General features: G+C 64.8%; 30 protein-coding genes, 1 tRNA gene and 1 pseudogene. 19 read left to right on the plus strand and 13 right to left on the minus strand.

All coding sequences use genetic code 11. From position 1 onward, the window contains the following. Positions 1-113: 113 nt before the first annotated feature. Both BM167_RS06255 and BM167_RS06260 read left to right on the plus strand, forming a co-directional pair. The gene (locus BM167_RS06255; protein ID WP_092890306.1) at positions 114-602 is read left to right on the plus strand and encodes an Lrp/AsnC family transcriptional regulator; all 489 of its coding nucleotides are present in this window, start codon (positions 114-116) and stop codon (positions 600-602) included. Beyond that, positions 599-1,762, plus strand: coding sequence for a pyridoxal phosphate-dependent aminotransferase (locus tag BM167_RS06260; RefSeq protein ID WP_092890309.1), 1,164 nt, complete (start codon positions 599-601; stop codon positions 1,760-1,762). The genes BM167_RS06255 and BM167_RS06260 overlap by 4 nt, the downstream gene beginning before the upstream one ends. A 39-nt stretch (positions 1,763-1,801) precedes the next feature. Here BM167_RS06260 and BM167_RS06265 read toward each other — a convergent pair whose 3' ends face one another. After that, the gene (locus BM167_RS06265; protein ID WP_092890312.1) at positions 1,802-3,100 is read right to left on the minus strand and encodes an MFS transporter; all 1,299 of its coding nucleotides are present in this window, start codon (positions 3,098-3,100) and stop codon (positions 1,802-1,804) included. A gap of 227 nt (positions 3,101-3,327) precedes the next feature. Between BM167_RS06265 and BM167_RS06270 the strand changes: the two genes are divergently transcribed. Continuing rightward, complete coding sequence (locus tag BM167_RS06270) at positions 3,328-4,092, plus strand: DUF7504 family protein (RefSeq protein ID WP_092890315.1); 765 nt, start codon at positions 3,328-3,330, stop codon at positions 4,090-4,092. A 61-nt stretch (positions 4,093-4,153) separates the two neighbouring features. After that, a complete protein-coding gene (locus BM167_RS06275; RefSeq protein WP_092890318.1) occupies positions 4,154-6,310 on the plus strand; it encodes a caspase family protein in 2,157 nt (718 codons plus the stop codon). Here BM167_RS06275 and BM167_RS18350 read toward each other — a convergent pair whose 3' ends face one another. From BM167_RS18350 to guaB, 4 genes are all read right to left on the minus strand, one after another. Next, a complete protein-coding gene (locus BM167_RS18350; protein ID WP_177213290.1) occupies positions 6,311-6,454 on the minus strand; it encodes a DUF7503 family protein in 144 nt (47 codons plus the stop codon). 210 nt (positions 6,455-6,664) lie between these two features. Beyond that, positions 6,665-7,264: a HalX domain-containing protein gene (locus tag BM167_RS06280; protein ID WP_092890320.1), complete on the minus strand. Its 600-nt coding sequence runs from the start codon at positions 7,262-7,264 to the stop codon at positions 6,665-6,667. Between the two features lie 190 nt (positions 7,265-7,454). Then, the gene (locus BM167_RS06285; RefSeq protein WP_092890323.1) at positions 7,455-8,528 is read right to left on the minus strand and encodes a TrmB family transcriptional regulator; all 1,074 of its coding nucleotides are present in this window, start codon (positions 8,526-8,528) and stop codon (positions 7,455-7,457) included. 107 nt (positions 8,529-8,635) lie between these two features. Next, on the minus strand, positions 8,636-10,141 hold the full coding sequence (guaB, locus tag BM167_RS06290; RefSeq protein ID WP_092890326.1) for an IMP dehydrogenase: 1,506 nt from the start codon (positions 10,139-10,141) through the stop codon (positions 8,636-8,638). 198 nt (positions 10,142-10,339) lie between these two features. On the opposite strand from guaB, the gene BM167_RS06295 reads away from it, so the two are divergent. Beyond that, the gene (locus BM167_RS06295) at positions 10,340-10,627 is read left to right on the plus strand and encodes a hypothetical protein (protein ID WP_092890329.1); all 288 of its coding nucleotides are present in this window, start codon (positions 10,340-10,342) and stop codon (positions 10,625-10,627) included. A gap of 42 nt (positions 10,628-10,669) precedes the next feature. Here BM167_RS06295 and BM167_RS06300 read toward each other — a convergent pair. Further along, positions 10,670-11,596, minus strand: a pseudogene (locus BM167_RS06300) (formate/nitrite transporter family protein); the annotation flags it as partial. A gap of 271 nt (positions 11,597-11,867) precedes the next feature. Between BM167_RS06300 and BM167_RS06305 the strand changes: the two are divergent. The 8 genes from BM167_RS06305 to BM167_RS06340 all read left to right on the plus strand — a co-directional run bounded on the left by BM167_RS06305 (position 11,868) and on the right by BM167_RS06340 (position 15,813). Continuing rightward, entirely contained in the window at positions 11,868-12,083 is a 216-nt protein-coding gene (locus BM167_RS06305; protein ID WP_092890335.1) for a DUF8099 family protein, read from the plus strand. Between the two features lie 6 nt (positions 12,084-12,089). Beyond that, a complete protein-coding gene (locus BM167_RS06310; RefSeq protein WP_092890338.1) occupies positions 12,090-12,995 on the plus strand; it encodes a DUF5794 domain-containing protein in 906 nt (301 codons plus the stop codon). 71 nt (positions 12,996-13,066) lie between these two features. Beyond that, on the plus strand, positions 13,067-13,468 hold the full coding sequence (locus tag BM167_RS06315) for a secondary thiamine-phosphate synthase enzyme YjbQ (RefSeq protein WP_092890341.1): 402 nt from the start codon (positions 13,067-13,069) through the stop codon (positions 13,466-13,468). Between the two features lie 62 nt (positions 13,469-13,530). Beyond that, the gene (locus tag BM167_RS06320) at positions 13,531-13,752 is read left to right on the plus strand and encodes a DUF5795 family protein (RefSeq protein WP_092890344.1); all 222 of its coding nucleotides are present in this window, start codon (positions 13,531-13,533) and stop codon (positions 13,750-13,752) included. Positions 13,753-13,813: 61 nt separating this feature from the next. Beyond that, positions 13,814-13,992: transfer RNA gene (locus tag BM167_RS18355), tRNA-Trp, on the plus strand. A gap of 299 nt (positions 13,993-14,291) precedes the next feature. Then, on the plus strand, positions 14,292-14,501 hold the full coding sequence (locus BM167_RS06330; RefSeq protein ID WP_092890347.1) for a Sp36 family protein: 210 nt from the start codon (positions 14,292-14,294) through the stop codon (positions 14,499-14,501). Further along, positions 14,494-15,516 carry a DUF7972 family membrane protein gene (locus BM167_RS06335; protein ID WP_092890350.1) on the plus strand — a complete coding sequence of 341 codons (1,023 nt, stop codon included), beginning with the start codon at positions 14,494-14,496 and terminating at the stop codon, positions 15,514-15,516. The genes BM167_RS06330 and BM167_RS06335 overlap by 8 nt, the downstream gene beginning before the upstream one ends. 69 nt (positions 15,517-15,585) lie before the next feature. Beyond that, positions 15,586-15,813: a hypothetical protein gene (locus BM167_RS06340; protein WP_092890353.1), complete on the plus strand. Its 228-nt coding sequence runs from the start codon at positions 15,586-15,588 to the stop codon at positions 15,811-15,813. Here the strand turns inward: BM167_RS06340 and BM167_RS06345 are convergent. The 5 genes from BM167_RS06345 to BM167_RS06365 all read right to left on the minus strand — a co-directional run bounded on the left by BM167_RS06345 (position 15,751) and on the right by BM167_RS06365 (position 19,413). Continuing rightward, positions 15,751-16,812, minus strand: a complete 1,062-nt coding sequence (locus BM167_RS06345; protein ID WP_092890356.1) for a glycosyltransferase family 4 protein — start codon at positions 16,810-16,812, stop codon at positions 15,751-15,753. The genes BM167_RS06340 and BM167_RS06345 overlap by 63 nt on opposite strands. Before the next feature lie 4 nt (positions 16,813-16,816). After that, complete coding sequence (locus tag BM167_RS06350; protein ID WP_092890359.1) at positions 16,817-17,194, minus strand: 6-pyruvoyl trahydropterin synthase family protein; 378 nt, start codon at positions 17,192-17,194, stop codon at positions 16,817-16,819. Positions 17,195-17,237: 43 nt separating this feature from the next. Further along, a complete protein-coding gene (locus tag BM167_RS06355; RefSeq protein WP_092890362.1) occupies positions 17,238-18,257 on the minus strand; it encodes a zinc-dependent alcohol dehydrogenase in 1,020 nt (339 codons plus the stop codon). A gap of 5 nt (positions 18,258-18,262) precedes the next feature. Then, positions 18,263-19,054, minus strand: a complete 792-nt coding sequence (locus BM167_RS06360) for a GTP cyclohydrolase III (protein ID WP_092890365.1) — start codon at positions 19,052-19,054, stop codon at positions 18,263-18,265. A 71-nt stretch (positions 19,055-19,125) separates the two neighbouring features. Continuing rightward, a complete protein-coding gene (locus BM167_RS06365; protein ID WP_092890368.1) occupies positions 19,126-19,413 on the minus strand; it encodes a hypothetical protein in 288 nt (95 codons plus the stop codon). Between the two features lie 83 nt (positions 19,414-19,496). Between BM167_RS06365 and BM167_RS06370 the strand changes: the two genes are divergently transcribed. The 3 genes from BM167_RS06370 to BM167_RS18360 all read left to right on the plus strand — a co-directional run bounded on the left by BM167_RS06370 (position 19,497) and on the right by BM167_RS18360 (position 21,194). Further along, on the plus strand, positions 19,497-20,291 hold the full coding sequence (locus tag BM167_RS06370) for an HAD-IIA family hydrolase (protein WP_092890371.1): 795 nt from the start codon (positions 19,497-19,499) through the stop codon (positions 20,289-20,291). A gap of 52 nt (positions 20,292-20,343) precedes the next feature. Beyond that, positions 20,344-20,934, plus strand: a complete 591-nt coding sequence (locus BM167_RS06375) for a DJ-1/PfpI family protein (protein ID WP_092890374.1) — start codon at positions 20,344-20,346, stop codon at positions 20,932-20,934. An 86-nt stretch (positions 20,935-21,020) separates the two neighbouring features. Beyond that, positions 21,021-21,194, plus strand: a complete 174-nt coding sequence (locus tag BM167_RS18360; protein WP_177213251.1) for a hypothetical protein — start codon at positions 21,021-21,023, stop codon at positions 21,192-21,194. 122 nt (positions 21,195-21,316) lie between these two features. Here BM167_RS18360 and BM167_RS06380 read toward each other — a convergent pair whose 3' ends face one another. After that, positions 21,317-21,715, minus strand: coding sequence for an OsmC family protein (locus tag BM167_RS06380; RefSeq protein ID WP_092890377.1), 399 nt, complete (start codon positions 21,713-21,715; stop codon positions 21,317-21,319). Between the two features lie 159 nt (positions 21,716-21,874). Beyond that, entirely contained in the window at positions 21,875-22,591 is a 717-nt protein-coding gene (locus tag BM167_RS06385; protein WP_092891130.1) for a metal-dependent hydrolase, read from the minus strand. Between the two features lie 106 nt (positions 22,592-22,697). On the opposite strand from BM167_RS06385, the gene BM167_RS06390 reads away from it, so the two are divergent. The 3 genes from BM167_RS06390 (at position 22,698) to BM167_RS06400 (ending at position 24,629) form a co-directional block, all read left to right on the plus strand. After that, positions 22,698-23,057 carry a DUF8064 family membrane protein gene (locus BM167_RS06390; RefSeq protein ID WP_245781311.1) on the plus strand — a complete coding sequence of 120 codons (360 nt, stop codon included), beginning with the start codon at positions 22,698-22,700 and terminating at the stop codon, positions 23,055-23,057. A gap of 89 nt (positions 23,058-23,146) precedes the next feature. After that, on the plus strand, positions 23,147-23,830 hold the full coding sequence (locus BM167_RS06395; RefSeq protein ID WP_092890380.1) for a TIGR00266 family protein: 684 nt from the start codon (positions 23,147-23,149) through the stop codon (positions 23,828-23,830). Positions 23,831-23,882: 52 nt separating this feature from the next. Continuing rightward, positions 23,883-24,629 (plus strand): fumarylacetoacetate hydrolase family protein, encoded by a 747-nt coding sequence (locus tag BM167_RS06400; protein WP_092890383.1) that lies wholly within the window; start codon positions 23,883-23,885, stop codon positions 24,627-24,629. The last annotated feature ends 29 nt before the right edge of the window (positions 24,630-24,658 follow it).

Consider the following 24,658-nt stretch of genomic DNA (forward strand, 5'->3'; position numbering starts at 1 on the left):
AATTTAGTTCAGACATAGATACATTCGGTATCGTCGCATGCGATTTACCCGCGGGTGAGTATCCGTCGCGCGGTTGGGTAAACCCTATCACCGGGGACCGCAACCAGTGGCGTATGGACGAGAAGCGGGAACTACTCGACCTGTTGCTTCGCAACGCTCGCGAGAGCGTCGACGACCTCGCGCGACAGACCGGTCTCGAAGCGGCGGAGGTCGAAGCACTCGTCGAGGAGTTAGAAGACGAGGGCGTCATCCGGGGCTATCAGGCCATCGTCGATTGGGACCGAGTCGACGAGGAGTACGTGCAAGCTGAGGTGGAACTGAACGTCGAACTCGACCGAGAGACGGGGTACGAGGAGATCGCCCGTCGAATCGGCAAGTTCCCCGAAGTGGCGTCGCTCCGTCTGGTCTCCGGCAACTACGACTTTGCGGTCGACGTGGTCGGCGACTCGATGCAGGACGTCTCTAACTTCGTCTCCGAGCAGATTGCGCCCGTCCCGGAGGTCACCCAGACGGTGACGCACTTCGTCATGGAGACGTACAAAGAACGGGGCGTCGAACTCGGCGACGGCGACGAAGACGACCGATTGACGTTCTCGCCATGACGGACCGCATCGCCGCGCGGGTTCGGGAGACGCCACCGTCGGGTATCCGCCGCTTTTTCGAGTTGGCCGAGGAGATGGACGACGTCATCTCGTTGGGCGTCGGCGAACCGGACTTTTCGGCCCCGTGGGCCGCCCGAACCGCCGCCATCGACTCGCTGGAACGCGGTCGGACCTCGTACACCGCCAACCGAGGGATGCGCGAACTCCGCGAGGCCATCGCCGACCGTGTGACGAGGTACGACCTCGAATACGACCCGGACGAGGAGATACTCGTCACCGCGGGCGCGAGCGAAGCCGTGGACTTGGCGATGCGCGCGTTGGTGGACCCCGGCGACACCGTCGCCGTCCCCCAACCGTCGTACATCTCGTACGTCCCGACGGTCACGTTCGCCGGCGGCGACGCTCTCCCCGTTCAGACCTCGGTGGAGAACGACTTCGCTCTCACGCCCGCGGACTTGGAACGGGCGGGGGCGGAAGACGCCGACGTGTTGGTCCTCTGTTACCCGAACAACCCGACCGGTGCGGTGATGAACGAACGGCAACTCCGAGACGTCGCGGCGTTCGCTCGCGAACACGACCTGTTCGTGCTCTCAGACGAGATTTACGCCGCCCTCCGCTACGAGGACGACCACGTCTCCATCGCGACGTTTCCGGAGATGAGAGAGCGAACCGTGGTGTTCAACGGGTTCTCGAAGGCGTACGCCATGACCGGCCTGCGTCTGGGGTACGCACTCGGACCGGCGGACGTCGTCGGCGCGATGAACCGCATCCACCAGTACACGATGCTCTCGGCGCCGACGACGGCGCAGTACGCCGCCCTCGAAGCCCTCGACTCCTGTGAGGACGACGTAGAGGAGATGCGCCGCGCCTACGACAGACGGAGACGGTACGTCATCTCGCGGTTCAACGACATCGGGATGGACTGCTTCGAGGCGAAAGGCGCGTTCTACGTCTTCCCCGAGTGTCCGCCCGGGTGGGAGGACGACGAGGTGTTCGCCGAGGAACTCCTCCACGCTCAGAACGTCGCTCTCGTCCCCGGAAGCGCGTTCGGTGACGGCGGGAGCGGACATCTCCGCGTCTCCTACGCCACCGGGATGTCGGAACTGAAAGAAGCACTCTCGCGAATCGAGACGTTCGTCGAGAACGCCGGCGAGCGGTAAACCGCCGTTTGCGATATCGATTCGGCCGCCGTTCGAACGTCACTCGTTTTCGCCCGCCTTCGAGAACGGGTCGAGAAACGACCGACGAGTAGCGACCGACTCTTCGACCTGCGTCCAGACGAGAACCGCACCGACCACCGCGAGGGCGGACCCGAAGGCGAAGGGGACGGCGAAGCCGAACGCGACGAGAAAGCCCGAGGCCAACGGACCGAGAGCGACGCCGAAGCCGAAGGCCATCGTCAACACAGACAGCGTGCTCCCCGACTGCCCCGCGGGCGCGAGGTCACCCGCGAGAGCGAGTGCCGGCGCGAACACCATCGCCCCGGCGATACCCTGTGCGAACCGGGCTCCGAACATCAGCCACGAGTCGAGGACGAACCCCTGGACGAACGTCGTCGGGACGAGAAGCACCATCCCGAGGACGATGAACGGCTTGCGACCGAAGAAGTCCGTCGCCCGCCCGATGGGCGCTTGCAGGAAAATCTGCGCGAGGACGAACGCCGCAAACTGGAGGCCGAACATCGTCGCGTCCTGGGCGAGACGTTCGTTGACTATCTCGCCGAGAGTCGCGAACAGCGCGATACCGACGGCCATGAAGAAACTCGCGAGTCCGAGCGTGAACACGGGGTCGAGGACGTGCCCGGACGACCGGTCGCGAACCGAGAGGCTCCCGAGAAGCGCGTCGCCCGCGTCGGCTTCGGGAACCTCGGGGTCACGGACGAACGCCGAGACGAGGCCGAAACTGAGGGTGGCGGTCAACGTCGCGATGTAGAAGGCGGCGTCGAAGCCGTTGATACGCAGCGCGACCGTCCCGACGTCGAACGCGAAGGGACCGCTGGCGACGACGGCGCCCGCGGCGATGGGGCCGACGCCGAACCCGAGGAGCCGAAAGGTGTTGTACGTCCCCATGTTCCCCCCGCGATTCGACTCGGAAGCCAGGTCGTTGACGAGGGCGACGGTGGTCGGGATGATCAACGCGCCCGCGATACCCTGAACGACGCGAAGTCCGAGCAGGTGCCAGTACGTAGAGGCGAACGAGTACGAGAAACTGGCGACGCCGATGAGGACCAGTCCGACGAGGACGAACACCTTCCGACGGCGGGCGCGGTCGGAGAGTCGGCCGGTGAACGGCTGTAACGGGCTGTTGACCAAGCCGAAAAGCGAGAGGATGATGCCCGTCACCGCCACCTCCGTCAACCCGAACGTCGCTCCGGTGATGTACTGGCTTCCGATGAAAAGCGGGAGGACGACGACGAGAAACGAGTTGCCGACGGACTCGGTCATCCGCGCCACCGCGAGTGCGAGCACCTGCGGGTCGACGCCGAAGCGGTCCGCCATCAGCCGTAACTCACCCGTGAGAGGACCATTAATCACGCGACGGACGCGCCGTCCAATACAGTTGCGAAACCCCGCGTCCGTTGCGGACTCTCGGCGGAGAGACCCGAGCGTGGGCGTCCCCGGAGACCACCCGCGTCCCGGTTCCGAACGGGGTGAGGTCCGCCTCCGACGGTGAACTCATCAGATACACAAAGTATTATTTAACGCGGTGTCGTGTCTCAAACAGAATGGTTCAGGGAGGCGAAACGGGCCCCGCGGGCTCCGACGGCGCGACGGATTTCGCGCGCGCACTCAACGAACTCAAGGGACGCGGGAGCACGTTGCTCGTCGTCGGGTCCGTGCCCGAGGAGATGTACGCGAGGATATCCGCGAAGATGCTCGGAGACGGCGACGCGTCGAACCGCCGCCGTCTCGTCGTGACTCCAGCGGGCGCCTCCCGCAGAGACACGAGATTGGAGGGCGTCTCCCGTCGGACGCCCGAGTGGGCGCGCATCGTCGAATACGAGACGCGCGCTCGAAGTCCCGCGGCGGCCGTAGAAAGCGGAACGTCCGCCGTCTCGTCGCCCGCCTCCCCGACGAACGGCGACGGAACCGCGGACGCGGGCGTTCGCGACCCCCTCGCGAACGTCGTCGACGGGGAGATAACCGAACTCGGCGTGGAGATAGCAAAGACGATAGCGCAGTTCGACGGTATCGCCTCGGGTCTCGCCCCGGCGGAACTCCGCGTGGCGTTCGACTGTCTCCCCTCGTTGCTCTCGGAGTACGACCGCCGGACGGTGTTTCGGTTCCTCCACGTCCTCGGAAACAACGTTCGGTCGGTCGGCGGGATGGGCCACTTTTGGCTCCCGCAAGACCGAGAGACGGAGGTAGTGCGACTCTTCGAACCGCTGTTCGACGCCACGGTCGAACTCCGACTCGACGGCCACGAACTCGCACAACGGTGGCATTTCCGCGACGCGGAGATATCCTCTGAGTGGCTCTCGGTCGGGTGAGCGTCGTCCCGGCGGGCGTTCACCCATACGCTTTTAGTCGAGAACGAAGACTGGTGAGATAATGGACCAGTTCGGCGGTCGGACCGAGACGGGGGCGTCGAACGAGCACCTCCAACTCTCGTTTCGGACGACCGACGAGGGGACTGGACTCCTCGCGGCGGACCCGATAGAGCGACACCAGTTTCGGCTCTCGACGCCGAATCCCGTCTCGCCGACCGCTTCCGACCCCTCGGAGTTTTCGTTTCCCGCCGACGCCGCCGTCCGTATCCGAACCGATAGAATCGACCTGCAGACGGTCGTTTCCGTCTGCGTCAGAGACGACGCCGGAGAGATGCTGGCCCGGACCGAACACTTCGCCGAGGAGTCGTTCGGCCCGGGGACGTACAGCGTCGAACTGTTCGCGCCGATAAAGCTGTATCTGCGGGTCACCGGGCCGTTCTCCGTCTCCTCTGACGCCGACCGGACGACCATCGACTTCGGCGAGGAGACGGCGGTTCTCGTCGGCGGCCGGTCGAACCACGAGCGACCGGCGGCGACGATTACGACGCCCGACGACCCGCGGGCGGTGATGGACGCGATGTCGTATCTCGGCTCCGCGCTCAAAACGACCACCGTAGAGCGGTCGTACCCCACGCTCCGGGGACACCCGCCGCTTATCGAACGCGGCGACCGTTTCGAGGTTCCGGACGGACTGGAAGCGCCCGACACCGGCGTGACCGTGGAACTCCCCGCCGAGTACAGCTATCTCTACGTCGCAGCGCCGTTGGTGTACTATCTCGGTGCGACGGTGAAGGAGGGCCAGACGCCGCGAATCGTCACGGACGAGGGGTTCGTCTACGACCTCGACACCCCCGCGGGATTCGAAGTCGAGGTCGAACGAGTGCTGAAACGGGCGTTCTTCCTCGACTGCCTGACGCGGACGGAGGGGTACTACGAGGTGGACCTCCACGAACGCCGGGCCGTCGAGGACGAACTCGACGTGGAGTTCGCCGAGTTGTACGACCGGTCGCTCCCCGCGCAGTTGGAGACGTATCTCGGCGTCTCCCACGGCGTCGTCGCGGACCACGTCCCCGAGTGGAAGTTGACGGCTCACATCGCCCCGACCGCCGAAAACGTCGAAGTCGTCCCGTTCGCGGCCAACGACCTCGCGGTAGTCCGGACGCCGCGTTCGACCCCGACGACGAGTCCGGCGGCGCAGGCGTCGGCGGTCGACGAGTTCCTGCGCACTGCCGGACCCACCGGCGGACGAGCGAGTCCGGTCGGCGACTTCACTCGGAGCGCGACTCCCCCCGGTGCCGCGCCCGACAGAGAGTACGTCCGGCCCGAACGGACCGACTCCATAGAGCAGGCGTGGATAGGCGAGGGGACGCCCGTCGGGGCGAGCAAGGCGTCGCTGCAGGCGTACCGAAACCGCCTCGACCGCGAACCGAACGAGGGCGACATCGGCATCACCGTCGTCTGCAACGACCCGAAGATGGCCGAGGAACGCGACGTCGTCGAAGGCGTCTACGGCTCTCGCGAGGAACTCCCGTTCGACGTGCGGATGCACTACGACCTGTCGGTGGCGGAACTCCGCGACGTACTCGCGGCCGACACGGAGTTTCTCCACTACATCGGCCACATCGACGACGGCGGGTTCCAGTGTGCCGACGGCGCGTTAGACGTCTCCGCGGTGGACGACGTCGGCACCGACGCGTTCCTCCTCAACGCCTGTCAGTCGTACGAACAGGGTACCCACCTCGTCGACGCGGGCGCGATAGCGGGCATCGTGACGCTCAACGACGTGGTGAACGGCGGAGCGGTGAAGATCGGACAGAACCTCTGTCGACTGCTCAACTCCGGCTTTCCGGTCCGGAGCGCGCTCGAAATCGCGCGAGACGATAGCGTGATCGGAAACGACTACATCGTCGTCGGCGACGGCAGTTTTTCCGTGACGCAAGTTCAGGCCGCGTTCCCCAACTCCTGTACGATCACGCGGCGCGCAGAGAACAGAGTCGCCGTTGACTATCGAATATATCCCGGTTCGGCCAACGGGATGGGAGCACTCGTCAAACCGTTTCTGCCGGGGAACGAACAGCACTACATCGCGTCCGGGAGCGTCGACGTGTTCGAGTTGACGGAGTCGGAACTGGCCGAGTTCCTCTCTTTAGAGAACGTGCCGATTATCTCTGACGGAGGTCTGCGGTGGAGTTCGACCACCTCGGTCGAGGATATCTGATCAGGGGCCGTAGATACCGGTGTGGTTCCCCGCCGCCACCGCGCCCGCCTGCGACAGCAAGACGAGAGCGGAGAACAGGACGCCCATCATGCGCGGGTGTTCGGAGAGGTACTGTGCGACCGCATTGTTGTCGTCTTCGGACATCACAAATATAACAACACTCGCCGATGAAATAAATATTTCCGAGTATATCTGATACGTAGACAGATCAATTAATTCGCCCTACAGGTTAACAAAACTATAAATTCTACCGACAGGTATCCTACGGAGACGTAACGCCGCGAGAGACGGTGTGCGAACGTATCCGTCGATAGCGCGTGTGACGAGTCGGTGAGAACGGAGAGACGCCGCGACCTACGTTTCGTCGAACTCTTCGAACTCCACGTCGGCCCCGAGATCGCGATAGACGGCCTCGATGTCGTCGTCGTCGTCGAGATTCTGGAGCGTCTCGTCGAGTTCGGCTCTGAGTTCTTCGAGGCGTCCGTCGAGTTCGGTGTACTCCTCGCTGCTTTCGAGCGACGTCGCGTCTTTCTCCGATTCGAGAAGCGCCTTCTTCGAGGCGAGCGAGAACAGTTCCTTCACGCCGTCGTCGTAGGAGTTGCGCAAGAGGAGATTCGATACCGTCTCTTCCAGTGAATCCTTCGAGACGGGCTTTACGAGGTAGTCGTCGAAGCCCATGGCGACGATGTCGAAGTCCGGTTCGACTGCGGTCACCATCGCCACGCGGCACTCGAAGCCGCGATTCCGAATCTCGGTCAACGCTTCGTCGCCCGAGAGATCGGGCATCCGACGGTCCAAGAGCACCACATCTACGGCTTCGTCGAGTGCCTCGAGCGCCTCGCGGCCGCCGTAGGCGACGCGGACTCGATACTCGTCCTTGAGCCATGTTGCGTACAGGTCGGCGAGGTCCGGCTCATCTTCGACGATGAGCACGAGCGGCTGGTCAGCACTCATATGTATGTTTGTGGTGTTCCGAGAACACTCACGTCACGGAATGTTTCGCGGGGGCATATGAATATACCCCTTAGTCCGGGGCTGGTGAGCGGTTCGGAGGGCGGGCGGTTTCTCACCACTATCTGTCAAAGAGCGCCGCCAGTTGGTATAGGTTCCGGCATCGGACGGCGACGGAGAACCGACGCGTTCGTCACCGAGCGTAGTCGAGGACGGTGATTCGGGTCGCTTCGACGTCTTCGAGGATCGCTCCCCAACCGCCGACGGTGTACCGCTCTCGGGCGCCGTCCGTCTCGACGGTCAGACAGACCTGTCCGGCGAGTTGCGATAGCGGCGGCGAACCGTCCGTCTCGCCCGCCCCGGCGTAGTTCACGTCGACGATTTCTCCGACCAGTTCGGCGGTGTCGCCCGTCTGCGTGTCGAACCCCTCGATGCGAGCGCGGACTCCGACGCCCTCCGCGAGACACGGTTCGACGTCTCGGACGCACCGCCTGAGGTCCGCGTAGACGAACGGCGGGTCCGTCGGGCGGACGCTGTACACCTCGTCCCACACCTCCCACAGGCAGGTCTGGAAGTACCAGTGAAACACGTACGTGAGAGAGTAGTCGTCGGCGAGAACGCCGTACTGGTTGAGCGAGTGCGAGTGCGGCGCGAAACAGGTTCCGGTGCGGTCGACGAGGGCGAGGAACGGCGTCGGCAGCGTTCGGTGTCGTGCCTCCGTGACGACGCCGTCGAACTCCACGTCGTCTACGGCCGCGTCCGGGTCGGTGTGGAGCGTCGCCTTCACGACCGCGCCGTTCGAGAGCGCTTCGCTGAGCGCCGGTTTCAGCGTCTCGTACTGCTCCGGGGTCGCGGCGAGTTGGACCTCGGTTTCGGCGTCGCGGACGAGCGACGCGGCGCGTTGCAGCACCGTCTCGAAGCGCTTGACGATGCTCAGTTTGTGCTGGTCGACCTCCGGTTCGTTCCACCGATGTTCTATCTCGTCTGCGGCGTCTTCGAGCATCGACGCTCGCCCCCTGAGGTCGTCGAGGACGACGGCGGGGTCGCACGCGCGGGCTTTGAGACTCTCCTGTTCGTACGTCTCGATGTAGCCTTTCGTCTCCAAGTCTCGGAGCACGTCGTAGATGCGCGCCGACGGCACGGCACACGAGTCGGCCAGTTCGGTCGCACTCGCCGTCCCGAGTCGGAGGAGCGTGTTGTACGCCTCCGCTTGGTACTGCGAGAGACCGGCGTCTTCGAGTGCGTCGCGCAACTCCGTGGAATCCATCGTACGACCCGATATCCAGCCCAATTAATCAATAACCTTTGGGACCGGACGGCTCTCGGAGCGGTCTCTCGGCTCCGACGCGTCGAAGAAGGAAGGAAAGCGGGTCGTTACTCGCTTTGGGGGCTGTAGTTCGGCGCTTCGTCGGTGATCATCACGTCGTGGGGGTGACCCTCGGTCTGTCCCGCACTGGAGACGCGGACGAACCGCGCCTCGCGCTTGAACTCCGGAAGCGTCTCCGACCCGACGTAGCCCATGCCGGAGCGCATCCCGCCGACGAGTTGGTGCAGTTCGGAGGCGAGCGTTCCCTTGAACGGCGTCGCCGCCTCGACGCCCTCGGGGACGAACTCCTCTTCTTGGTCCTCGTCTACGTCCTTCAGATAGCGGTCGCCGCCGCCGGATTTCATCGCGCCGACCGACCCCATGCCGCGGTACTGCTTGTACTTCTTGCCGTTCATCGTGATGACGCGGCCGGGCGCTTCCTCCGTGCCCGCGAAGTACGACCCGAGCATGACGGCGTCCGCGCCCGCGGCGATGGCCTTGATGGCGTCGCCGGAGTAGCGGATGCCGCCGTCTGCGATGACGGGGACGCCCTGTTCTGCGGCGACGTCAGCGACTTGTGCGACGGCCGTGATCTGAGGCATGCCCGCGCCGGTGACGACGCGCGTGGTGCAGATGGAACCGGGGCCGATGCCGACTTTCAGTCCGTCCGCGAAGTCGACGCAGGCCTCCGCCGCCTCGCGCGTCCCGATGTTGCCGACGACGACGTCCGCGTCGACGGACTCCTTTATCTCGCGGGCGCTTTCGAGGACGTTGAGGTTGTGCGCGTGAGCGCAGTCGATAAAGAGCACGTCGGCACCGGCTTCGTCCGCGGCGGTGGCGCGGTCCATCTCGAACGGGCCGACGGCGACGCCGGCGCGGAGGCGTCCATCCTCGTCGCGCGCGGCGTTCTCGTGTTCGCGGCGTTGGAGGATACCCTGCATCGTCACGAGTCCGACGAGACGCTTGTCGTCGTCGACGATGGGGACGCGCTCTATCTTGTGGTCGTACATGAGTTCGAGGGCGTCGCGCGCGGTGACGTCGCGCGGGGCGGTGATGACTTCGTCGGTCATCGCCTCGCGGACTTCGTCGGACTCGCCGACTTCGAGGTACGGGCGGATGTCCGTCCCGGAGATGATGCCGAGGACGGTGTCGTCTTCGTCGACGACGGGCGCGCCGGAGACGCCGCGGCGTTCCATCATCTCGTCTACGTCGTTTATCGTCTGGCCGGGGCGCGCGGTTACGACGTTGTCGCGCCGGATGACGAGTTCGTCGGCTCGCTTCACGCGCTCTATCTCGGTGACCATCCGCTCTACGTCCATGTTGCGGTGGAGGACGCCGAGTCCCCCCTCGCGGGCCATCCCGATGGCCATGCCGCTCTCCGTGACGGTGTCCATCGCCGCCGAGAGAACCGGGACGTTGAGTTCGACGTTCTTCGAGACGCGCGTAGACACGTCCGCGTCGTCGGGTTCGACGCGGCTCTCGGCCGGTCTGAGCAGCACGTCGTCGAACGTCAGCGCTTCTGGCACCTGCAGTTTCTCCGAGAAAGACTCTCGCTCGGGAACGTCGTTCGCCATGTAAATCGTCCATAGTCCTTCGACAAAAGGGTTCCGAGATGGCACGCCTGTGCAGAACGTTGCCACGTAGTCGCGCCGATATATACACAATTATGTGTATCGTTGGCGAGTTACTCTCTCGAACGGACGTATTCGGCGGTGACGGTCCGACAGCGACACTCCGCAAACGCTATTCGGGCGAAGGCGCTACTGACTGGCATGCGCGTTCCCGATATCCCCGACCGCCTCGTCGTCGTACTCATCGGGGTCTCAGTCCTCTTCTTACCGCTGGTGTTACTCGGACTCACGCTCGGGTTCCTCGCGTTCGTCGGGGAGCTAGTTCCCGGTCGTCTGAGTCTCGTCGAACTGCTGGAACTGTACGTCATCGAGTTACTCGTGCTTACGGTGTTCTCGTACGGTCTGTACCGCCTGGTTCGGATACTGGTCGTCCACAAACTTCCGGAGTCGCTCGACTCTCTGGACGAGGACGACTCGACGGAGAGATAGCGGGCGCGAACCGTTCGACCGTTACTCCTCGTCGTGGTGCTGTATCGGCACGTACGACCGACCGGCGCGTTCGCCGAGCAACCACTCTCTGTCCGTCAGTTTCCGATCGGAGCCGTCCTTGCGCGCGATGTCGAGGCGTTCCTCCGTCGTCTGGAAGTAGTTGACGACGGTCACGAGGAGGACGCCTCCGAGCGTGTTACCGAGGAGGACGGGCAACACGAACCCGTACAGTCCCTGCAGGAGGACCCCGTGTCCGGTGAAAACGAGATACATCAACTCCGTGAACGAGACGACGGAGTGAAACAGGTTCCCGAACGGAATCGCGAGAAACGCGAGATAGACCACGAGCAATCGAGTGAGGCTGTCGGTGACGGCGTAGACGAGCCAGACGACGCCCGCGACGATGAGGCCCGCGAAGGCCGCCTTGTAGAAGAGACTCCAGAACGGGGTTTCGATGCCTTTCGTGGCGAGATACGTCGCGGCTTCGGCTTCCGCCGGAGAGAGCATCCCGGAGCGAGCGAGTACGAACGCCCCGAACCCGCCGCCGGTGAAGTTACCGAGGATGACCACAGACCAGATGACGAGCAGACGGGGGAGACTCATCAACCGCTCTAACAGTAAGACCACGGGCGGGAGCGTGTTCTCGGTGTACAGTTGGTAGCCGCCGAGGATGATGAAGATGAATCCGAGCGGGTAGAGTATCGCGCTGAGTATCGGGTCGCTATCGGTGGCCGCGGTCATCGTCGCGTACAGCAGATACGTGACCGTGATGGCGAATCCGGCGGCGAGAGAGCTGAAGAACAGTTCCCGCGTCCCAAGCGTCGCCTCCTCGTCGGCGGCGGCGACGATGCGCTGGAACACCTCGTGGGTCTCGAACTGGTCGCGGACGACGGACCCAACGGCGGGTGCGCCGCGTTGTGACCGCTCTATCGCCTCGCGAACCGTCTCGTCGTCGGGCGTCTGGTCCATCACCACCGTATAGATATTCGGGAGACAAAATGCCTCTCGTTCGCGAGTCCGTCGGCCACCCGGTCACAGACGAGCGCACGGCCCGACAGCACCGAGTGGACGACCGTGCAATATTCGCCCGATACGCTACTCCTGATCGACGATTCGTCGATTTATCTCCCGTTCACCGAAGACATGTAGCCACTTTTTAAGTAGTGACGGTGAAGATACTCTGTACCGTGTTGTCCTTTCCCACACAACGTTTAATAGTTTCGTGGGTTTGATTTCAGGTATGGACTCCGAGTGTCCCGCCGCATCGCGCATCGCCGGTCAGGAAATCGTCGACTCCGGCAGCCTCTTTATTACAGCGATGTGGCGAACATTTAAATTCGGGACCAAACTCCTCCCGAATCTCGACCTCCTCGGAGTGCGCGAACTCACCGGATGCGACGACGCCTCGTCCGGCTTGCGTTCGTATCGCCAGTTGGCCGATGGTGACGGCCGCTAGATCCGAATGAGTGTCTCTCGACATCCGGTCGCCCTCCGGTTAGAACAGCATGTGGGCGGAGCCACGCGCCTGTTGGCGACGGTGATGGCTCTGCCCCTCGTAGACGGTATCTTCCCCGCACTCATCATCGCGGGGGCGTTGAGCAGTCCCGCCAGCATCCTGGAGACGGGGCTTCTCATCTTCGGGGGGTCCGCCACGGTGGCGGTCATCCTCGCCGAGATGGAGGGCACTCGCCGCGAACAGATCACCTCCGTGCTCCTCATCGGAGCGTTCATCATCCCCATCGCCGGCATCGAAGCGGTGTTCGCGGAGACGTTGCAGACGCTGTTGGCGTTCGAGGTGTTCCACCGCTTCGCCGGGTTGGTCATCCTCGCCGTCGCCGCGAAGACGGCGTCCTCGAAGGTGGGCGAGTATCTCCCCTCCCCGAGCATCATCGTCGGACTCGGCCTCGTGGCGAGTTTCGACCCGTCGGGTGCCCGCCTCATCGTCGACCCCAACGTGACGACGATACTGCACGCCGCCGCGGCGGCCGGGACGGGCGTCGGATTCGCCCTCCTGGTCGCTCTCTTCGCGCCGCGTCTCCGCGGCGCGGTGGACATAGACCGCTTCCGCTTCGGGAGTTCGGTCGCCCTCGGCATGCTCGCGATAGACGTGTTGGGTCTTCTCCCGACGGACCGACCCATCGCCCTCGGCGTCTTGGCCGTCACGGCCCTGTTCGCCTTCGACCCGAACGCCGGCGACGCGGACGCCGAAACCGCCGTCGGAGAACCGGACGCGTCCAGTGCGGCACTCGCGGACGGCGGCGACTCCGACTCCGTGTCGGAGCCGGCGAACGCCGCCGACGCCGACGCCGACTCGGACGCCGGGTACGGCTACCCCGGCGAGGACGAGTCGCGCGCGCCGTGGCTCTGACCCCCGCGGACGCCGTCTCGACTGCTCACCGCTGACGCACTCTTTTGCCGGTTCCCCTCGTTCGTTCGACCATGGGAGACGCCCGATTCCGCGTCGAGACGGACGCTCGCCTCGACGTCGTCGACGTGACGGACCGAGTCGAAGACGCGCTTGCCGACGGCGCCGGACCCGACGACGACGCCGTCTGTACGGTGTTCGTCCGGCACACGACGGCGGGACTCGTCTGCAACGAGAACGAACGCCGACTGCTCTCGGACGTCGAGGAACTGCTCTCGTCTGCAGTCCCGGACGAGGGGTGGGCGCACGACGAACTGGACGGAAACGCCGACTCGCACCTCCGAGCGATGCTTCTCGGCAACGGCGTCACCGTCCCACTCGCGGACGGGGAGTTGGACCTCGGGACGTGGCAGTCGCTTCTCCTCGTCGAGTGCGACGGCCCGCGGACGCGAACCGTCTCGGTGGTGACGCACTGACGCGGTGGCGGCCCGTCGGACGACGACGGAGGACTTACGCCGCTTCGTATCCACGACCGACCATGAGCAATCGCGTCGTGCAAGGTCGGATGGTGACGCCCGAAACGCTCGCGGAACTCGTCGAGGGGGAACGCCCGATGGAGGCCGAAGATATAGAGGACGCGGACAGAGACTGTCCCGACTGCGGGGGCGACGTCCTCTCTGTCGGATACATGCCGAGCGTCACCGAGTTCGTGACGGCCTACAAATGCCAAGACTGCGATTGGGGCGAGACGGACCGCTGACCGACCGCCGTCAATCGAAATTCCTTTAAGTTGTATCGACTAACGCCTGAGTGCACACACAGGGGCCGTGGCCAAGCCCGGCATGGCGACTGACTCCAGAGGCTTGGCGCCCGGTGACGACACTCCAGACTGATATACCGAGCGACCGACTGATCATCGGTCGTGTTGACGACCCTCTGGAGTACCGAGGCGCGTACCGGAGATATCAGTCGATCGGGGGTTCAAATCCCTCCGGCCCCACTTTCTCTCAGAACTCACCACCGAGCGAGCGCTCCGTCGCTCGCGAACAGCGTGAGTTCCGCGCGTAGTGAACGCTGGAGGGATTTGAATCGGGGAGCGAACGGAGTGAGCGACCGAGGTTCGAATCCCTCCGCCCCACTTTCTCTCAGAACTACCGCTCAGAGCAGACGCTCCGTCGCTCGCGGGCGGACGTCCTCTTTCCGACGCGTTCCGAGGGCGTGCAGTACACCGATTAGAACCCGTCGGCGCCACCCATCGGGCACCACGTTTAGCCCCTCCGCCTGCGTACCATTCGTCGAATGACATCCTCCCCACCACGACGATGGGAGTATCGGACGCTGAAACCGCCGCGCGAGGCCACCCAAAAGGAGGCGCGGGACCCGACCGAAGAGTTGAACGAACTCGGTCGGGAGGGGTGGGAACTGGTCGATACCATCGACTTCACCGGCGGCGGGACGAAACTGCTCGTCCTGAAGCGACCCCGAGACGAGGGGGACGGAGATGAGTAACGAAGGAACCGACAACATCGGGACGGCGAACACGATGCGGAGACGGGCGGGCGACAGTCGGGTGAAGCTCTGGTTCCTCTTGGACGCGAACCGTTTTGCCGTCGTCGCCGCCCTGGCACTCGGCGTCTTCACGTCTCTCATCGTGGCCAGCATGGTGCTGCATCCGTCGCTCCAAGCGAGGATACAGAGGACGGACACCATCGAGACTATCTTCTCGGCTATGATCGGCGTCGTCGTCACCGGGACGACGCTCGTCGTCACCATCAACCAACTCGTGCTCTCCCAAGAGACGGGTCCGCTGGGCGACCAACGCAAGCGGATGAGCGACGCGATGGACTTTCGGACGTACGCGGCGGAACTGTTCACAGACACCCCGCCCGCGTACCCCTCGCTTTTCCTCCAGCAGATAGTCGAGACGAGCGAGCAACGGGCGAATGCCCTCGACAGAATCGTCGCCGACAACGACGACGATGAACTCCGCAGACAGGTCGAGGAGTTCGTCGATAGTCTCCGCGGGAACGCGGACGAAGTCACCGACGAACTCGAGAACGCGACGTTCGGGGAGTTCGACGTGATGAGCGCCGCGTTGGACTTCAACTACTCGTGGAAGGTGTATCAGATAGAGCGGATGACCGAGACGTTCGGAGGGAGTCTGAGCGACGACGAACGGGAGGCGTTCGATAGACTGCAGAAGGCGCTTTCGATGTTCGGCCCGGCGCGCGAACACATCAAGACGCTCTACTTCCAGTGGGCGTTGGTCGACCTCTCGCAGTACATCCTCTACATGGCGGTTCCGGCCATCGTCGTCTCGGGAATCATGCTCACCTTCGTGGGGGCGGGGACGTTCCCGGGGTCGACGTTCACCATCGACAACATCGTCTGGGTCACCGCCGGGGCGTTCACCGTCACGGTTCTGCCGTTCCTCCTGTTTACCTCCTACATCCTCCGCGTCGCGACGGCGGCGAAGCGAACGCTCGCCGTCGGTCCCCTCATCCTTCGGGAACCCAAGGAGTGAGGAACGGACGACTCCGACCCGCGCCCGTAACGCCATCTCGCGGGCGGACGTACGCACCGGGCGAGCAGCATGGACCCACCGACGGAGGGCGACGCGTACGAGTTCGAGCGAACGTTCACCGTCGCGGAGGTGCGGCAGTTCGCGTCGCTTTCGGCGACGCTGACACAGAGCGGTCACGCGGCGTCGGACGGGTCGTCGGCGTTCGCCGCTCTCAGAGACGAGGAGCGACGACCCTCAGACGAGCGTCGCGAGGAAATCTCGGACGCGCGCGGCCGTCTCGTCCCACGTCGGATGTGAGCGGTGCGTCTCCCGCGCGGCGACGCCCATCGCGGCCAGTCGCGTGCGGTTCCGCGCGAGAACCGAGATGGCGTCGGTCACGTCGCTCGGTTCCGCGGGGTCCACGAGAAAGCCGTCTCGTCCGTCTGTGACGAGTTCCGACGCGCCCCCGGCCTGGGAGGCGACGACGGGGAGGCCGAACCCCATCGCCTCCGCGTAGACGATACCGAACCCCTCGTACGTGGAGGGAAGCGCGAACACGTGACTTCGCTCGAAAACCGACGCGAGTTCGGCGTCGGCGAGTCGTCCGGCGAACCGGACGCGGTCGGACGTGCCCGTCTCGGCGACGAGGCGTCGGAGGCGAGCGACGTGTCCGGGAGCGACAGAGAGGTCACCGACGACTGTCAGTTCCCACGGCGACGAGACGCGCGAGAGGCCGCGGACGAGCGTTTCGACGTTCTTCCGCGGCGTCACGGAGCCGACGGCGACGACCCGAAGCGGGTCGGCGGACGCTCGCGCCCGGACGCGCCCGGGAGTCACGTCCGCGTCGAACCGGTCACCCGCGGGGTACGCGACGACGGACGGGTTCGGGTCCGTGAGTTCCGAGATGGTTCGGCGAGTCGCCTCGCTACTGCAGACGAACGCGTCGACGCCCCGCAGATACCGCGCCTCTACGGTTCGGTAGAGATTCGTCCGCAACCCGTGGTGCGGTTCCGCAGAGCGGAGGTGGTGGACGAGGGAGACGACGGGGTAGTCGAAGTCGACGCGGCGGTTCGTCCACAGGAGCGAGGGGTGACAGAGTTCGTCCTGTACGAGGACGTCGAAGTCGGCGGCGGCGAGACGGCGGCGAAGCGTCCGCGAGGCGTTGTCCGCGAAACGCCGGGCGTACGAGCGTTCGGGGAGCGACACCACCTCGACGGCGTCGCCGTCCGCCCGAAGGCGCGTTGCGAGTTCCAAGTCGTAGCGGTAGCCCCCCGACCGGCCGTCGAGCGGTCCGTATATCAGGAGGCCGACGCGCATCAGTTCAGAGCGCAGATTCGTAGGACGCCCACGCCTCGTCGTCCTCCCAGAGAGTGAGTTCGACCCGTTCTGCGGTGCCGGTGTCGCACTCGTCTACGAACGCTCGACAGAAGGCGCGCGCGAACCGTTCGACGCTCGGATTCTGTCCTTCGAACTCCGGGAGGTCGTTGAGCGTCGCGTCGCGGAAGTAGTCGAGGCAGGCGTCGATACCGGATTTCACCTCGTCGATATCGACGAGGTAGCCGTACTCGCCGAGTTCGGAGCCCGAGAGCGAGACTTCCAACTCGAAGGCGTGAGAGTGTAGTTCCCCCTCCGGGCCGGGGTCGGGAACCGTCAGGTAGTGTTGCGCGACGAACGACCGCGTGACGGCGACGGAGTACATGACACCACGTTGCGCACGTCGCGACAATAGCGTTCCGCCGCCCTCAGTACTCGAAGAGCACCTGCACGACGCCGTCGGACCGGTCAGACAGCAGTTCGTACGCGTCGGGCGCGTCCGAGATATCGACGCGGTGCGTGAGAAACTGCGCCGTGTCGACCGACGAAAGCAGGTCCCACGCCGTATCGAGACGACGCTGTTTGTCCCACCGCCCGCGGAGCGACGGGTCGACGGTACTGACCTGACTGCTCTGCAGTTCGATTCGGCTCCGGTGATAGCGCCCGCCGAGTTCCAAGGGGGCGCGTTTCGTTCCGTACCACGACCCGACGACGACTCGCGAGTCGTACCCCGCGACGCCGACGGCGTCGTCTAAGGCCTCCGGGTCGCCCGACACCTCGACCGAGAGGTCGACTCCCTCGCCCGTCGCCGTGGCCGGTCCCGTCGGAGCGAGTTCGGCGCGCGCGTCCGCCGGCGCGTACGCCTCGTCGGCCCCGAGTTCGAGGGCGCGTTCGCGGCGCTTCCGGTCGGGTTCGACCGCCGCGAGCGACGCGAGGGGAAACCGCGACAGCACCGCCGTCGTCGCGAGTCCGACCGGTCCCTGCCCGAAGACGGCGACGCGTTCGCCGAGACGGGGTCGGCCGTCCATGACGAGATTCGCCGCCGTCTCGACGGTCGGAAGCAGCGTCGCTTGGGCGGGCGAACAGCCGTCGGGGACGACGTGCAACTCCTCGGGACGGGCGAGGAACCGACTCTCGTGGGGGTGAAACACGAACACCGTCCGCCCGACCCAGTCGTCGTCGACGTCGGCGCCCGTCTCAGTCACCTCGCCGACGCAGGCGTAGCCGTACGTCATCGGGTAGGAAAACGAGCCGTCGAGCGCGGGAATCGTCTCGTCTACCGCCATCTCCTCGGGCACCTCGTCCCGGTAGACGAGGAGTTCGGTGCCCGGACTGACCGCAGAGAACAGCGTGTCGACCAGAACTTCGTCGGCGTCGGGCCCCGGAACCGGTCGCTCGCGGAGTTCGACCCGTTCGGGTCCCACGAAGAAAAGCGAGCGAGCAGCCATCGTACTCAGTCCTCTGCGAGTTCGACGTCCGGACGCGGCGTCTCTATCTCGACGACCGTCCCGCGGTGGCGGCATTCTTCGAGGGCGTGTTTCGCGACCATTCCGGCCTCTTGGACGTCGTCTGCCACGCCGACGCCGACTTTGAGTTCGACGCCGACGTCGCCCTCGACGTGGTCGATAGCCGACCGGTAGGCTTCCTCTCGCATCTCCGGGCAGACCGAGATGATGTTGTCGCCGCCGACGAAAAACGAGAGCGCGCCGTGTTCCTCGCGGAGGTGGCGCATCAGCGAGGCGTACCCCTGCTCTATGTGGATGAACGAGTCGAACTCGTTGAGTTGGTCCGTGTACTTACCAGTCGCGTCGTTGACGTCGAAGTGGGCTATCTGGAGGTCCGTCGGCGTGCGTTCCCGTTCTGCGAGCGTCGTTCCGGCGAGCACTTCTCTCCTGTCGCCGTCTTGGGCGCTTCCGGCGCGTTGCAGACCCGTCGTTGCCGTCTCCAGTGCGTCGACGGGCGACGGATCGACGCCGATACCGAGACTGATGCTCACGGGGTATCGGTTGCCGATGGACTCTTGCATGAGTTCGTGGTCGCTCTCGTCTAACCCGTTCGTGACGGCGACCATGTTGTCGAACCGCGTAAAGAAGACGTACCCATCCCGACTTCCGACGAACTGCGCGAGGTCCGCGAACAGCCGCGATTGGAGCGTCTGCAGGTCCATCTCCCGTCGCGGTTCCGGGGTGACCGTCCACGGACCGTAGTTGTCTATCTGGATGAGCGAAAGCTGCGTGTTCGTCACACCCGCTCAAAAGGGAGACTCGCATATCGTTCTTTGGTTCTTGTACGTCGCGGGGGATGCGGGAGCGTCGGCTAAGCGGCCGCCTGCTGATTGAGCCAGATGAGCGCCGCGTCGAACACCAACCAGAGGACGACCCACGTCACGATGCCGACGAACGCGATAGCCGTCGTAGAGAGGAGGGGAACGAGGCTCGCGACGGCCACCAACACGGAGTACGCGAGAAACATCGCCAACAGGGCGGCACCCAACCCCAACACGCCGCAGGCGTAGTGACCCCTCCCGAGAGTCGCGTCCCGCATCGCCGTATCCGGCGTTCTCCCTCTCGGCCCCGCACCGCCGGAGTGGATGAGGAACAGCATATATGGACATATGGTACCGTGTGACATAATTCTTCGCCTCGGCGGCATCGGATTCAACACCGCACCGTCCGAACGAGTCACCGATGAACTACCGCGGAGCCATCTTGGACGTAGACGGGACGGTGGTGCGGGGCGACGAACCGATAGCCGGTGCGGGCGACGGACTCAGCGCCATCGAGTCGGCGGGACTCGGGCGCGTCTTCGTCTCGAACAACCCGACTAAACGGCCGACGGCGTACGAAGAACGGTTCGCGCGTGCGGGCTTCGAGGTGGACGAGACGGAAGTCGTCACCGCCGGAACCGTGACGGCGCGGTACTTCGCCGAGGAACGCCCCGACGCGGCGGTGTACGTCGTCGGCGAGGGCGGACTCGTAGAGATACTCGACGAGGCGGGCGTCTCCGTCGTCGAGGACGCCGACGACGCCGACGTCTATCTCGTCTCCATCGACCGGTCGTTCGACTACGACACCCTCTGTGACGCCCTCGACATCCTCGCGGACGACGGCGTCGCGTTCGTCGGTACCGACCCCGACATGGTCATCCCGGGGGCGGAACGCGACGTGCCGGGGTCCGGAGCGGTCATCAACGCCGTCGCGGGCGTCTCCGAGAGGGAACCCGACGCCGTGTTGGGAAAGCCCTCCGAGACGGCGCGGACGATGGCTCTCGAACGATTGGGAACCGACCCCGAGGAGACAGTCGTCGTCGGGGACAGACTCGACACCGACATCGCCCTCGGCGAACGCTTCGGGATGACCACCGTCCTCGTCAGAACCGGAATCACGGACGAGGAGACGCTCTCTCGGTCGTCTATCGAACCCGACTACGTCCTCGACTCGTTGGGCGATATCGGCCGCGTCCTCGACGGGTCGGCGAACTGACAGCACGCAATCGTTATCCGCTCTCGCCGAGACCGGACGGTGGGTGATACCGATGAGCAAGCGAATCCTGATGATAGTCGGCGACTTCGGCGAAGACTACGAGATAATGGTGCCGTACCAGGCGCTGACGATGGTCGGACACGAGGTAGACACCGTCTGCCCGGAGAAGGAGGCGGGTGAAACGGTGAAGACGGCGATTCACGACTTCCGCGGGGACCAGACGTACGTGGAGTCCCGCGGGCACGACTTCGAGTTGAACGCGACGCTCGACGACGTCGACCCGTCCGAGTACGACGCACTCGTCGTTCCCGGCGGGCGCGCGCCCGAGTACCTCCGGACGCACGAGGAGGTTCTCGACGCCGTCCGGCATTTCTTCGACGAGGAGAAACCGGTGGCGTCGCTCTGTCACGGCCCGCAGATTCTCGCCGCCGCGGGCGTCTTAGACGGGTACGAGATGACCGCCTACCCCGCCGTGCGCGCCGAGGTGGAGGCTGCGGGCTGTTCGTGGGTGGACGAGGTGACGGTGGACCGCAACCTCGTCACCGGACAGGCGTGGCCCGACCACCCCGAGTGGTTGGCGGCGTTCTTGGACCTCCTCGGCACCGACGTCTCCGAGACGGAACCCGCCGCCGCGGACGACTGACTCGCCGACAGTACGTTTCTTTCGAACCGAGCGTGCGTGGGACTGTCTGACAAAGATTTATATCGTGGAGTGTGCTACCAGTGGGTATGCAAGGACAGCCGAACAGCCCGTACGTCTTCGACGAAGACGTGCAAGAACTCCACGGTCCGCGCCTGTCGAACGACGAGATAGAAGAATTCACCCTCCACGACCCCGAGGAACGGGAGGTCGTCATCGTAGACGGAGAGGCGATGAGTTACCGGGCGTACCATCGCCGCTGAGGCGGACCACCGTCGGTCGCCTCGTCCGCGCGGGGCGTTCGACTCTCCGTACCGGAGACTCTCCGAAAGCGGACGCGGCCGAACTCGTCTCCGAAAAAATCGGGGTGTACGACTCGTCGTCCTCAGAACGCGCCGCCGTGCACTTCGATGTCGGCGTGGAGACCCTCGCGGAGGGCCGCGTGGACGTGGCAGATGCCCTCTGCGCGTTCGACGATCTCGTCGAACTCGTCGTCCTCTAAGTCGGCCTCCACGTGGATGGCGAAGCTAATGCGTTCGAGGTCGTCGTCGTCGTCGATGTCGGCGTCGGCGTCGATCTGAACCTTACCGAGGTCGTCGTGGCCCGTCTGTTGGCCGCCGACGCGGAACGCGGGCAGGAAACAAGACGCGTAATCCGCGACGAGTACCTCGTTCGGGTTCGGACCCTCCTCGTTCGTGGCGTCGATTGTGAGTTCGAAGTCGCCGACTTGACTCGTGGACGCGAAACCTTCTTCGCTGACGGTGGACGTTTGGATGTCGCTCATTGCGTTCGTACACTGGGGTCCCGCCGTCCTAAAGGTTGCTCAAACTCGCGGTCGAAAGTCACCTCCGTCGCTCGATTCGGAGTTCGACGCGCCGAAGAAATACTGCCAGAGGAGATTGTCTAGCGACGCGGCTCGTGTCGCCGCCGGTCGGGCGGCGCGTTACTCCAGCGTGAACGTCTCGTCGCCGTCGAGGACGTGTACGTCGGCGTCCGACCCCGTCGCCTTCACCTCGTTGACGAAGTCTTCGACGTCGATTTCGACGGGCGGGAACGTGTCGTAATGCATCGGGAACACGTGGTCGACGCCCAACCAGTCGGCGGCGACGGCGGCCTGCCACGGACCCATCGTGAAGTGGTCGCCGCACGGCAACGCGGCGGCGTCGGGTTCGAGGAACGGTGCGATGACGTCTATCATCTCCGACATGAGCGCCGTGTCCCCGGCGTGGTAGAACGCCGTCGCGTCCTGGTCCGAGGCCTGCGTCGGTTTCTGGTCGCTGATGACGAACCCGGCGGGCATCCCGATGTCGTGTTCGTACCCCGTGTTGAGGCCGTTCGTGTGGTCCGCGCGGTGCATCGTCACGAACGCGTCGCCGCATTCGACGGTGCCGCCGAGGTTCATGCCGATGGCGTCGTCGAAGCCGTGTTCGTCCTGCATGAACGCCGTCATCTCGGGGACGGCGACGAGTGTCGCGTCCGTGAACGCGCCGGCGTCGGCGATGTGGTCGGCGTGGCCGTGCGTCAACAGCAGGTAGTCGGGCGTCTCCACGTCGTCGGGTTCGAGGTCGGTGAAGGGGTTGTCGAAGAACGGGTCGATGAGGAACGTCGTTCCGTCGACGTCGACGTGCCACGTGGAGTGGCCGTGCCAAGTGAGTTCCATCGTCATGAGTCGGGGAGAACTACTCACGACAGCGCCATAAAAGATGCCGACCGACGGCGTCCTCGCGGACGACAGACATATGCTCCGAACGTCCGTTCCGGGGGATATGTCGCCCTCCCTCCCGTTCGGTGGCGGAATCAGTCGCTACCGCGCAGTCGTCGCGGCCGTCTTCACCGCCTTGGTCGTACTCTGGGTCGCGTTCGTCCCGCTTTCGCCGGTCGCCGTCGCGTTGGCGGCCGTTTCGGTGGTGTACTTCGTCGCGAACGCGTTCGATAGCGTCCGTTCGCACCCGTTGTACGACCTCGCGTCGGCGGCGTTCGTCGCTCTGTTGTTCGCGCTCTGGTATTCGATTTCCGACGCCGACAGCGCGTTCCTCGCGGCGTTGACGGTTCTCGCCGCCCTCGGCGTCGTCGTCGAGGCGTACAACTACCGACACGGCACGTCGCATCTCCGATTCGACTTCTGAGCCGCCGCGGAGACGGAGTCGTTCTCGTCTGCGCGACGTTCCCTCCGAGGCGTAGTGACACTCTTTCTCCGACGCGCCGACGGGTGGATATGGAGTACGACATCACTCACCGTCCGTCCGACTCGCTTCTGACCGTCTCTCTCGACGCGGGCGAGGAGATACGGGCCGAGGGCGGCGCGATGGTCTCTCACGACGCCAGCGTCGAGATGGAGACGAACGCCACGGGCGGCTTTCTGAAGTCGATTCGTCGGTCGTTCGGCGGCGAGAGCTTCTATCAGAACACGTTTCGCGCGACGGAGGCGGGCGGCGTCTCCTTCGCGCCGCCCCTCCCCGGCGACGTGACGCACGTCGAACTGACAGACGAGACGGTGTACGTCCAGTCGGGGTCGTACCTCGCGGGCGACACCGCCCTCGACGTGGACACGAAGTTCGGCGGGTCCCGTTCGTTCTTCGGCGGGGAGGGACTGTTCCTCTTGAAAATCGCGGGCACGGGACCAACGTTCCTGTCGAGTTACGGAGCGATAGAGGAGGTGGACGTGGGCGCGGCGGACCCGTTCGTCGTCGATACGGGCCACATCGTCGCGTTCGAGGAGTCCGTCGATTTCACCGTGCGGCGCGTCGGCGGCCTGAAATCGACGGTTCTCAGCGGTGAGGGACTCGTCTGCGAGTTCCGCGGCGACGGGAAGGTGTGGCTGCAGACGCGGAGCGCCGACGCGTTCCTCTCGTGGCTGATACCCAAGCTACCGGCGCGGCCGCCGTCGTCGGGACCGTAGCGGGATTTCCGCGAGGGAAAGAACGAAGCCGAGGGACCGAGACGGACCGGTCATGCATCAGGTACGGTTTCGGGACCCTGCGGGGTCCGTCCGGCGCGGCGAGTGGCACGACGACGTTGACGAGACGCATCGCATCTCGTTCGGCGGCGAGACGTACGCGGTAGACGAGGTGGACGTGCTTCCGCCGGCCGAACCGACGAAGATAGTCTGCGTCGGGCGCAACTACGCGAAACACGCAGCAGAGCGAAACGAGGACGTGCCGGACCGACCGCTCCTGTTTCTCAAACCGCCGAACGCGCTGGCCGCCCACGGTGATACCGTGACGCTCCCCGCCGGTAAAGAACGGGTCGAGTGGGAGGCGGAACTGGCCGTCGTCGTCGGCGAGCAGTGCCGAAACGTCACGGAGGACGAGGCGATGGACTACGTCGCCGGCGTCACCTGCATGAACGACATCTCGAACCGAGACGACCAAGCAAGAGAGCAAAACTGGGTCCGCGGGAAGGCGTTCGACAACAGCGCTCCCCTCGGCCCGGTTCTCGCGACGCCCGACGAGGTACCCGACGACGCGAGCGTCGAACTGCGCGTGAACGGCGAGACGAAGCAGTCCTCCTCCATCGACGCGTTCATCTTCTCGATTCCGGAGTTGATAGCGGAGATTACGGAGTACGTGACGCTCGAACCCGGCGACGTCATCTCGACGGGGACGCCCGAGGGCGTCGGCCCTCTCTCGGACGGCGACAGGGTCGAAGTCGAAGTCGAAGGCGTCGGCGTCCTCGAACACGACGTGCGCGTTCCGTAACGCGAGACAGTACCGTCACAGAACTCATC

Origin of the sequence: Halopelagius inordinatus (assembly GCF_900113245.1) — an archaeon.
In the GTDB taxonomy this organism is placed as follows: domain Archaea; phylum Halobacteriota; class Halobacteria; order Halobacteriales; family Haloferacaceae; genus Halopelagius; species Halopelagius inordinatus.

Excerpts from the sequence above, each read along its gene's own strand:
- BM167_RS06255 (WP_092890306.1), top strand. The coding sequence starts at position 114 with ATGGACGAGAAGCGGGAACTACTCGACCTGTTGCTTCGCAACGCTCGC.
- BM167_RS06260 (WP_092890309.1), top strand. The coding sequence starts at position 599 with ATGACGGACCGCATCGCCGCGCGGGTTCGGGAGACGCCACCGTCGGGT.
- BM167_RS06265 (WP_092890312.1), bottom strand. The coding sequence starts at position 3,100 with ATGGCGGACCGCTTCGGCGTCGACCCGCAGGTGCTCGCACTCGCGGTG.
- BM167_RS06270 (WP_092890315.1), top strand. The coding sequence starts at position 3,328 with ATGGTTCAGGGAGGCGAAACGGGCCCCGCGGGCTCCGACGGCGCGACG.
- BM167_RS06275 (WP_092890318.1), top strand. The coding sequence starts at position 4,154 with ATGGACCAGTTCGGCGGTCGGACCGAGACGGGGGCGTCGAACGAGCAC.
- BM167_RS18350 (WP_177213290.1), bottom strand. The coding sequence starts at position 6,454 with ATGTCCGAAGACGACAACAATGCGGTCGCACAGTACCTCTCCGAACAC.
- BM167_RS06280 (WP_092890320.1), bottom strand. The coding sequence starts at position 7,264 with ATGAGTGCTGACCAGCCGCTCGTGCTCATCGTCGAAGATGAGCCGGAC.
- BM167_RS06285 (WP_092890323.1), bottom strand. The coding sequence starts at position 8,528 with ATGGATTCCACGGAGTTGCGCGACGCACTCGAAGACGCCGGTCTCTCG.
- guaB (WP_092890326.1), bottom strand. The coding sequence starts at position 10,141 with ATGGCGAACGACGTTCCCGAGCGAGAGTCTTTCTCGGAGAAACTGCAG.
- BM167_RS06295 (WP_092890329.1), top strand. The coding sequence starts at position 10,340 with ATGCGCGTTCCCGATATCCCCGACCGCCTCGTCGTCGTACTCATCGGG.
- BM167_RS06305 (WP_092890335.1), top strand. The coding sequence starts at position 11,868 with ATGGACTCCGAGTGTCCCGCCGCATCGCGCATCGCCGGTCAGGAAATC.
- BM167_RS06310 (WP_092890338.1), top strand. The coding sequence starts at position 12,090 with ATGAGTGTCTCTCGACATCCGGTCGCCCTCCGGTTAGAACAGCATGTG.
- BM167_RS06315 (WP_092890341.1), top strand. The coding sequence starts at position 13,067 with ATGGGAGACGCCCGATTCCGCGTCGAGACGGACGCTCGCCTCGACGTC.
- BM167_RS06320 (WP_092890344.1), top strand. The coding sequence starts at position 13,531 with ATGAGCAATCGCGTCGTGCAAGGTCGGATGGTGACGCCCGAAACGCTC.
- BM167_RS06330 (WP_092890347.1), top strand. The coding sequence starts at position 14,292 with ATGACATCCTCCCCACCACGACGATGGGAGTATCGGACGCTGAAACCG.
- BM167_RS06335 (WP_092890350.1), top strand. The coding sequence starts at position 14,494 with ATGAGTAACGAAGGAACCGACAACATCGGGACGGCGAACACGATGCGG.
- BM167_RS06340 (WP_092890353.1), top strand. The coding sequence starts at position 15,586 with ATGGACCCACCGACGGAGGGCGACGCGTACGAGTTCGAGCGAACGTTC.
- BM167_RS06345 (WP_092890356.1), bottom strand. The coding sequence starts at position 16,812 with ATGCGCGTCGGCCTCCTGATATACGGACCGCTCGACGGCCGGTCGGGG.
- BM167_RS06350 (WP_092890359.1), bottom strand. The coding sequence starts at position 17,194 with ATGTACTCCGTCGCCGTCACGCGGTCGTTCGTCGCGCAACACTACCTG.
- BM167_RS06355 (WP_092890362.1), bottom strand. The coding sequence starts at position 18,257 with ATGGCTGCTCGCTCGCTTTTCTTCGTGGGACCCGAACGGGTCGAACTC.
- BM167_RS06365 (WP_092890368.1), bottom strand. The coding sequence starts at position 19,413 with ATGCTGTTCCTCATCCACTCCGGCGGTGCGGGGCCGAGAGGGAGAACG.
- BM167_RS06370 (WP_092890371.1), top strand. The coding sequence starts at position 19,497 with ATGAACTACCGCGGAGCCATCTTGGACGTAGACGGGACGGTGGTGCGG.
- BM167_RS06375 (WP_092890374.1), top strand. The coding sequence starts at position 20,344 with ATGAGCAAGCGAATCCTGATGATAGTCGGCGACTTCGGCGAAGACTAC.
- BM167_RS18360 (WP_177213251.1), top strand. The coding sequence starts at position 21,021 with ATGCAAGGACAGCCGAACAGCCCGTACGTCTTCGACGAAGACGTGCAA.
- BM167_RS06380 (WP_092890377.1), bottom strand. The coding sequence starts at position 21,715 with ATGAGCGACATCCAAACGTCCACCGTCAGCGAAGAAGGTTTCGCGTCC.
- BM167_RS06385 (WP_092891130.1), bottom strand. The coding sequence starts at position 22,591 with ATGGAACTCACTTGGCACGGCCACTCCACGTGGCACGTCGACGTCGAC.
- BM167_RS06390 (WP_245781311.1), top strand. The coding sequence starts at position 22,698 with ATGTCGCCCTCCCTCCCGTTCGGTGGCGGAATCAGTCGCTACCGCGCA.
- BM167_RS06395 (WP_092890380.1), top strand. The coding sequence starts at position 23,147 with ATGGAGTACGACATCACTCACCGTCCGTCCGACTCGCTTCTGACCGTC.
- BM167_RS06400 (WP_092890383.1), top strand. The coding sequence starts at position 23,883 with ATGCATCAGGTACGGTTTCGGGACCCTGCGGGGTCCGTCCGGCGCGGC.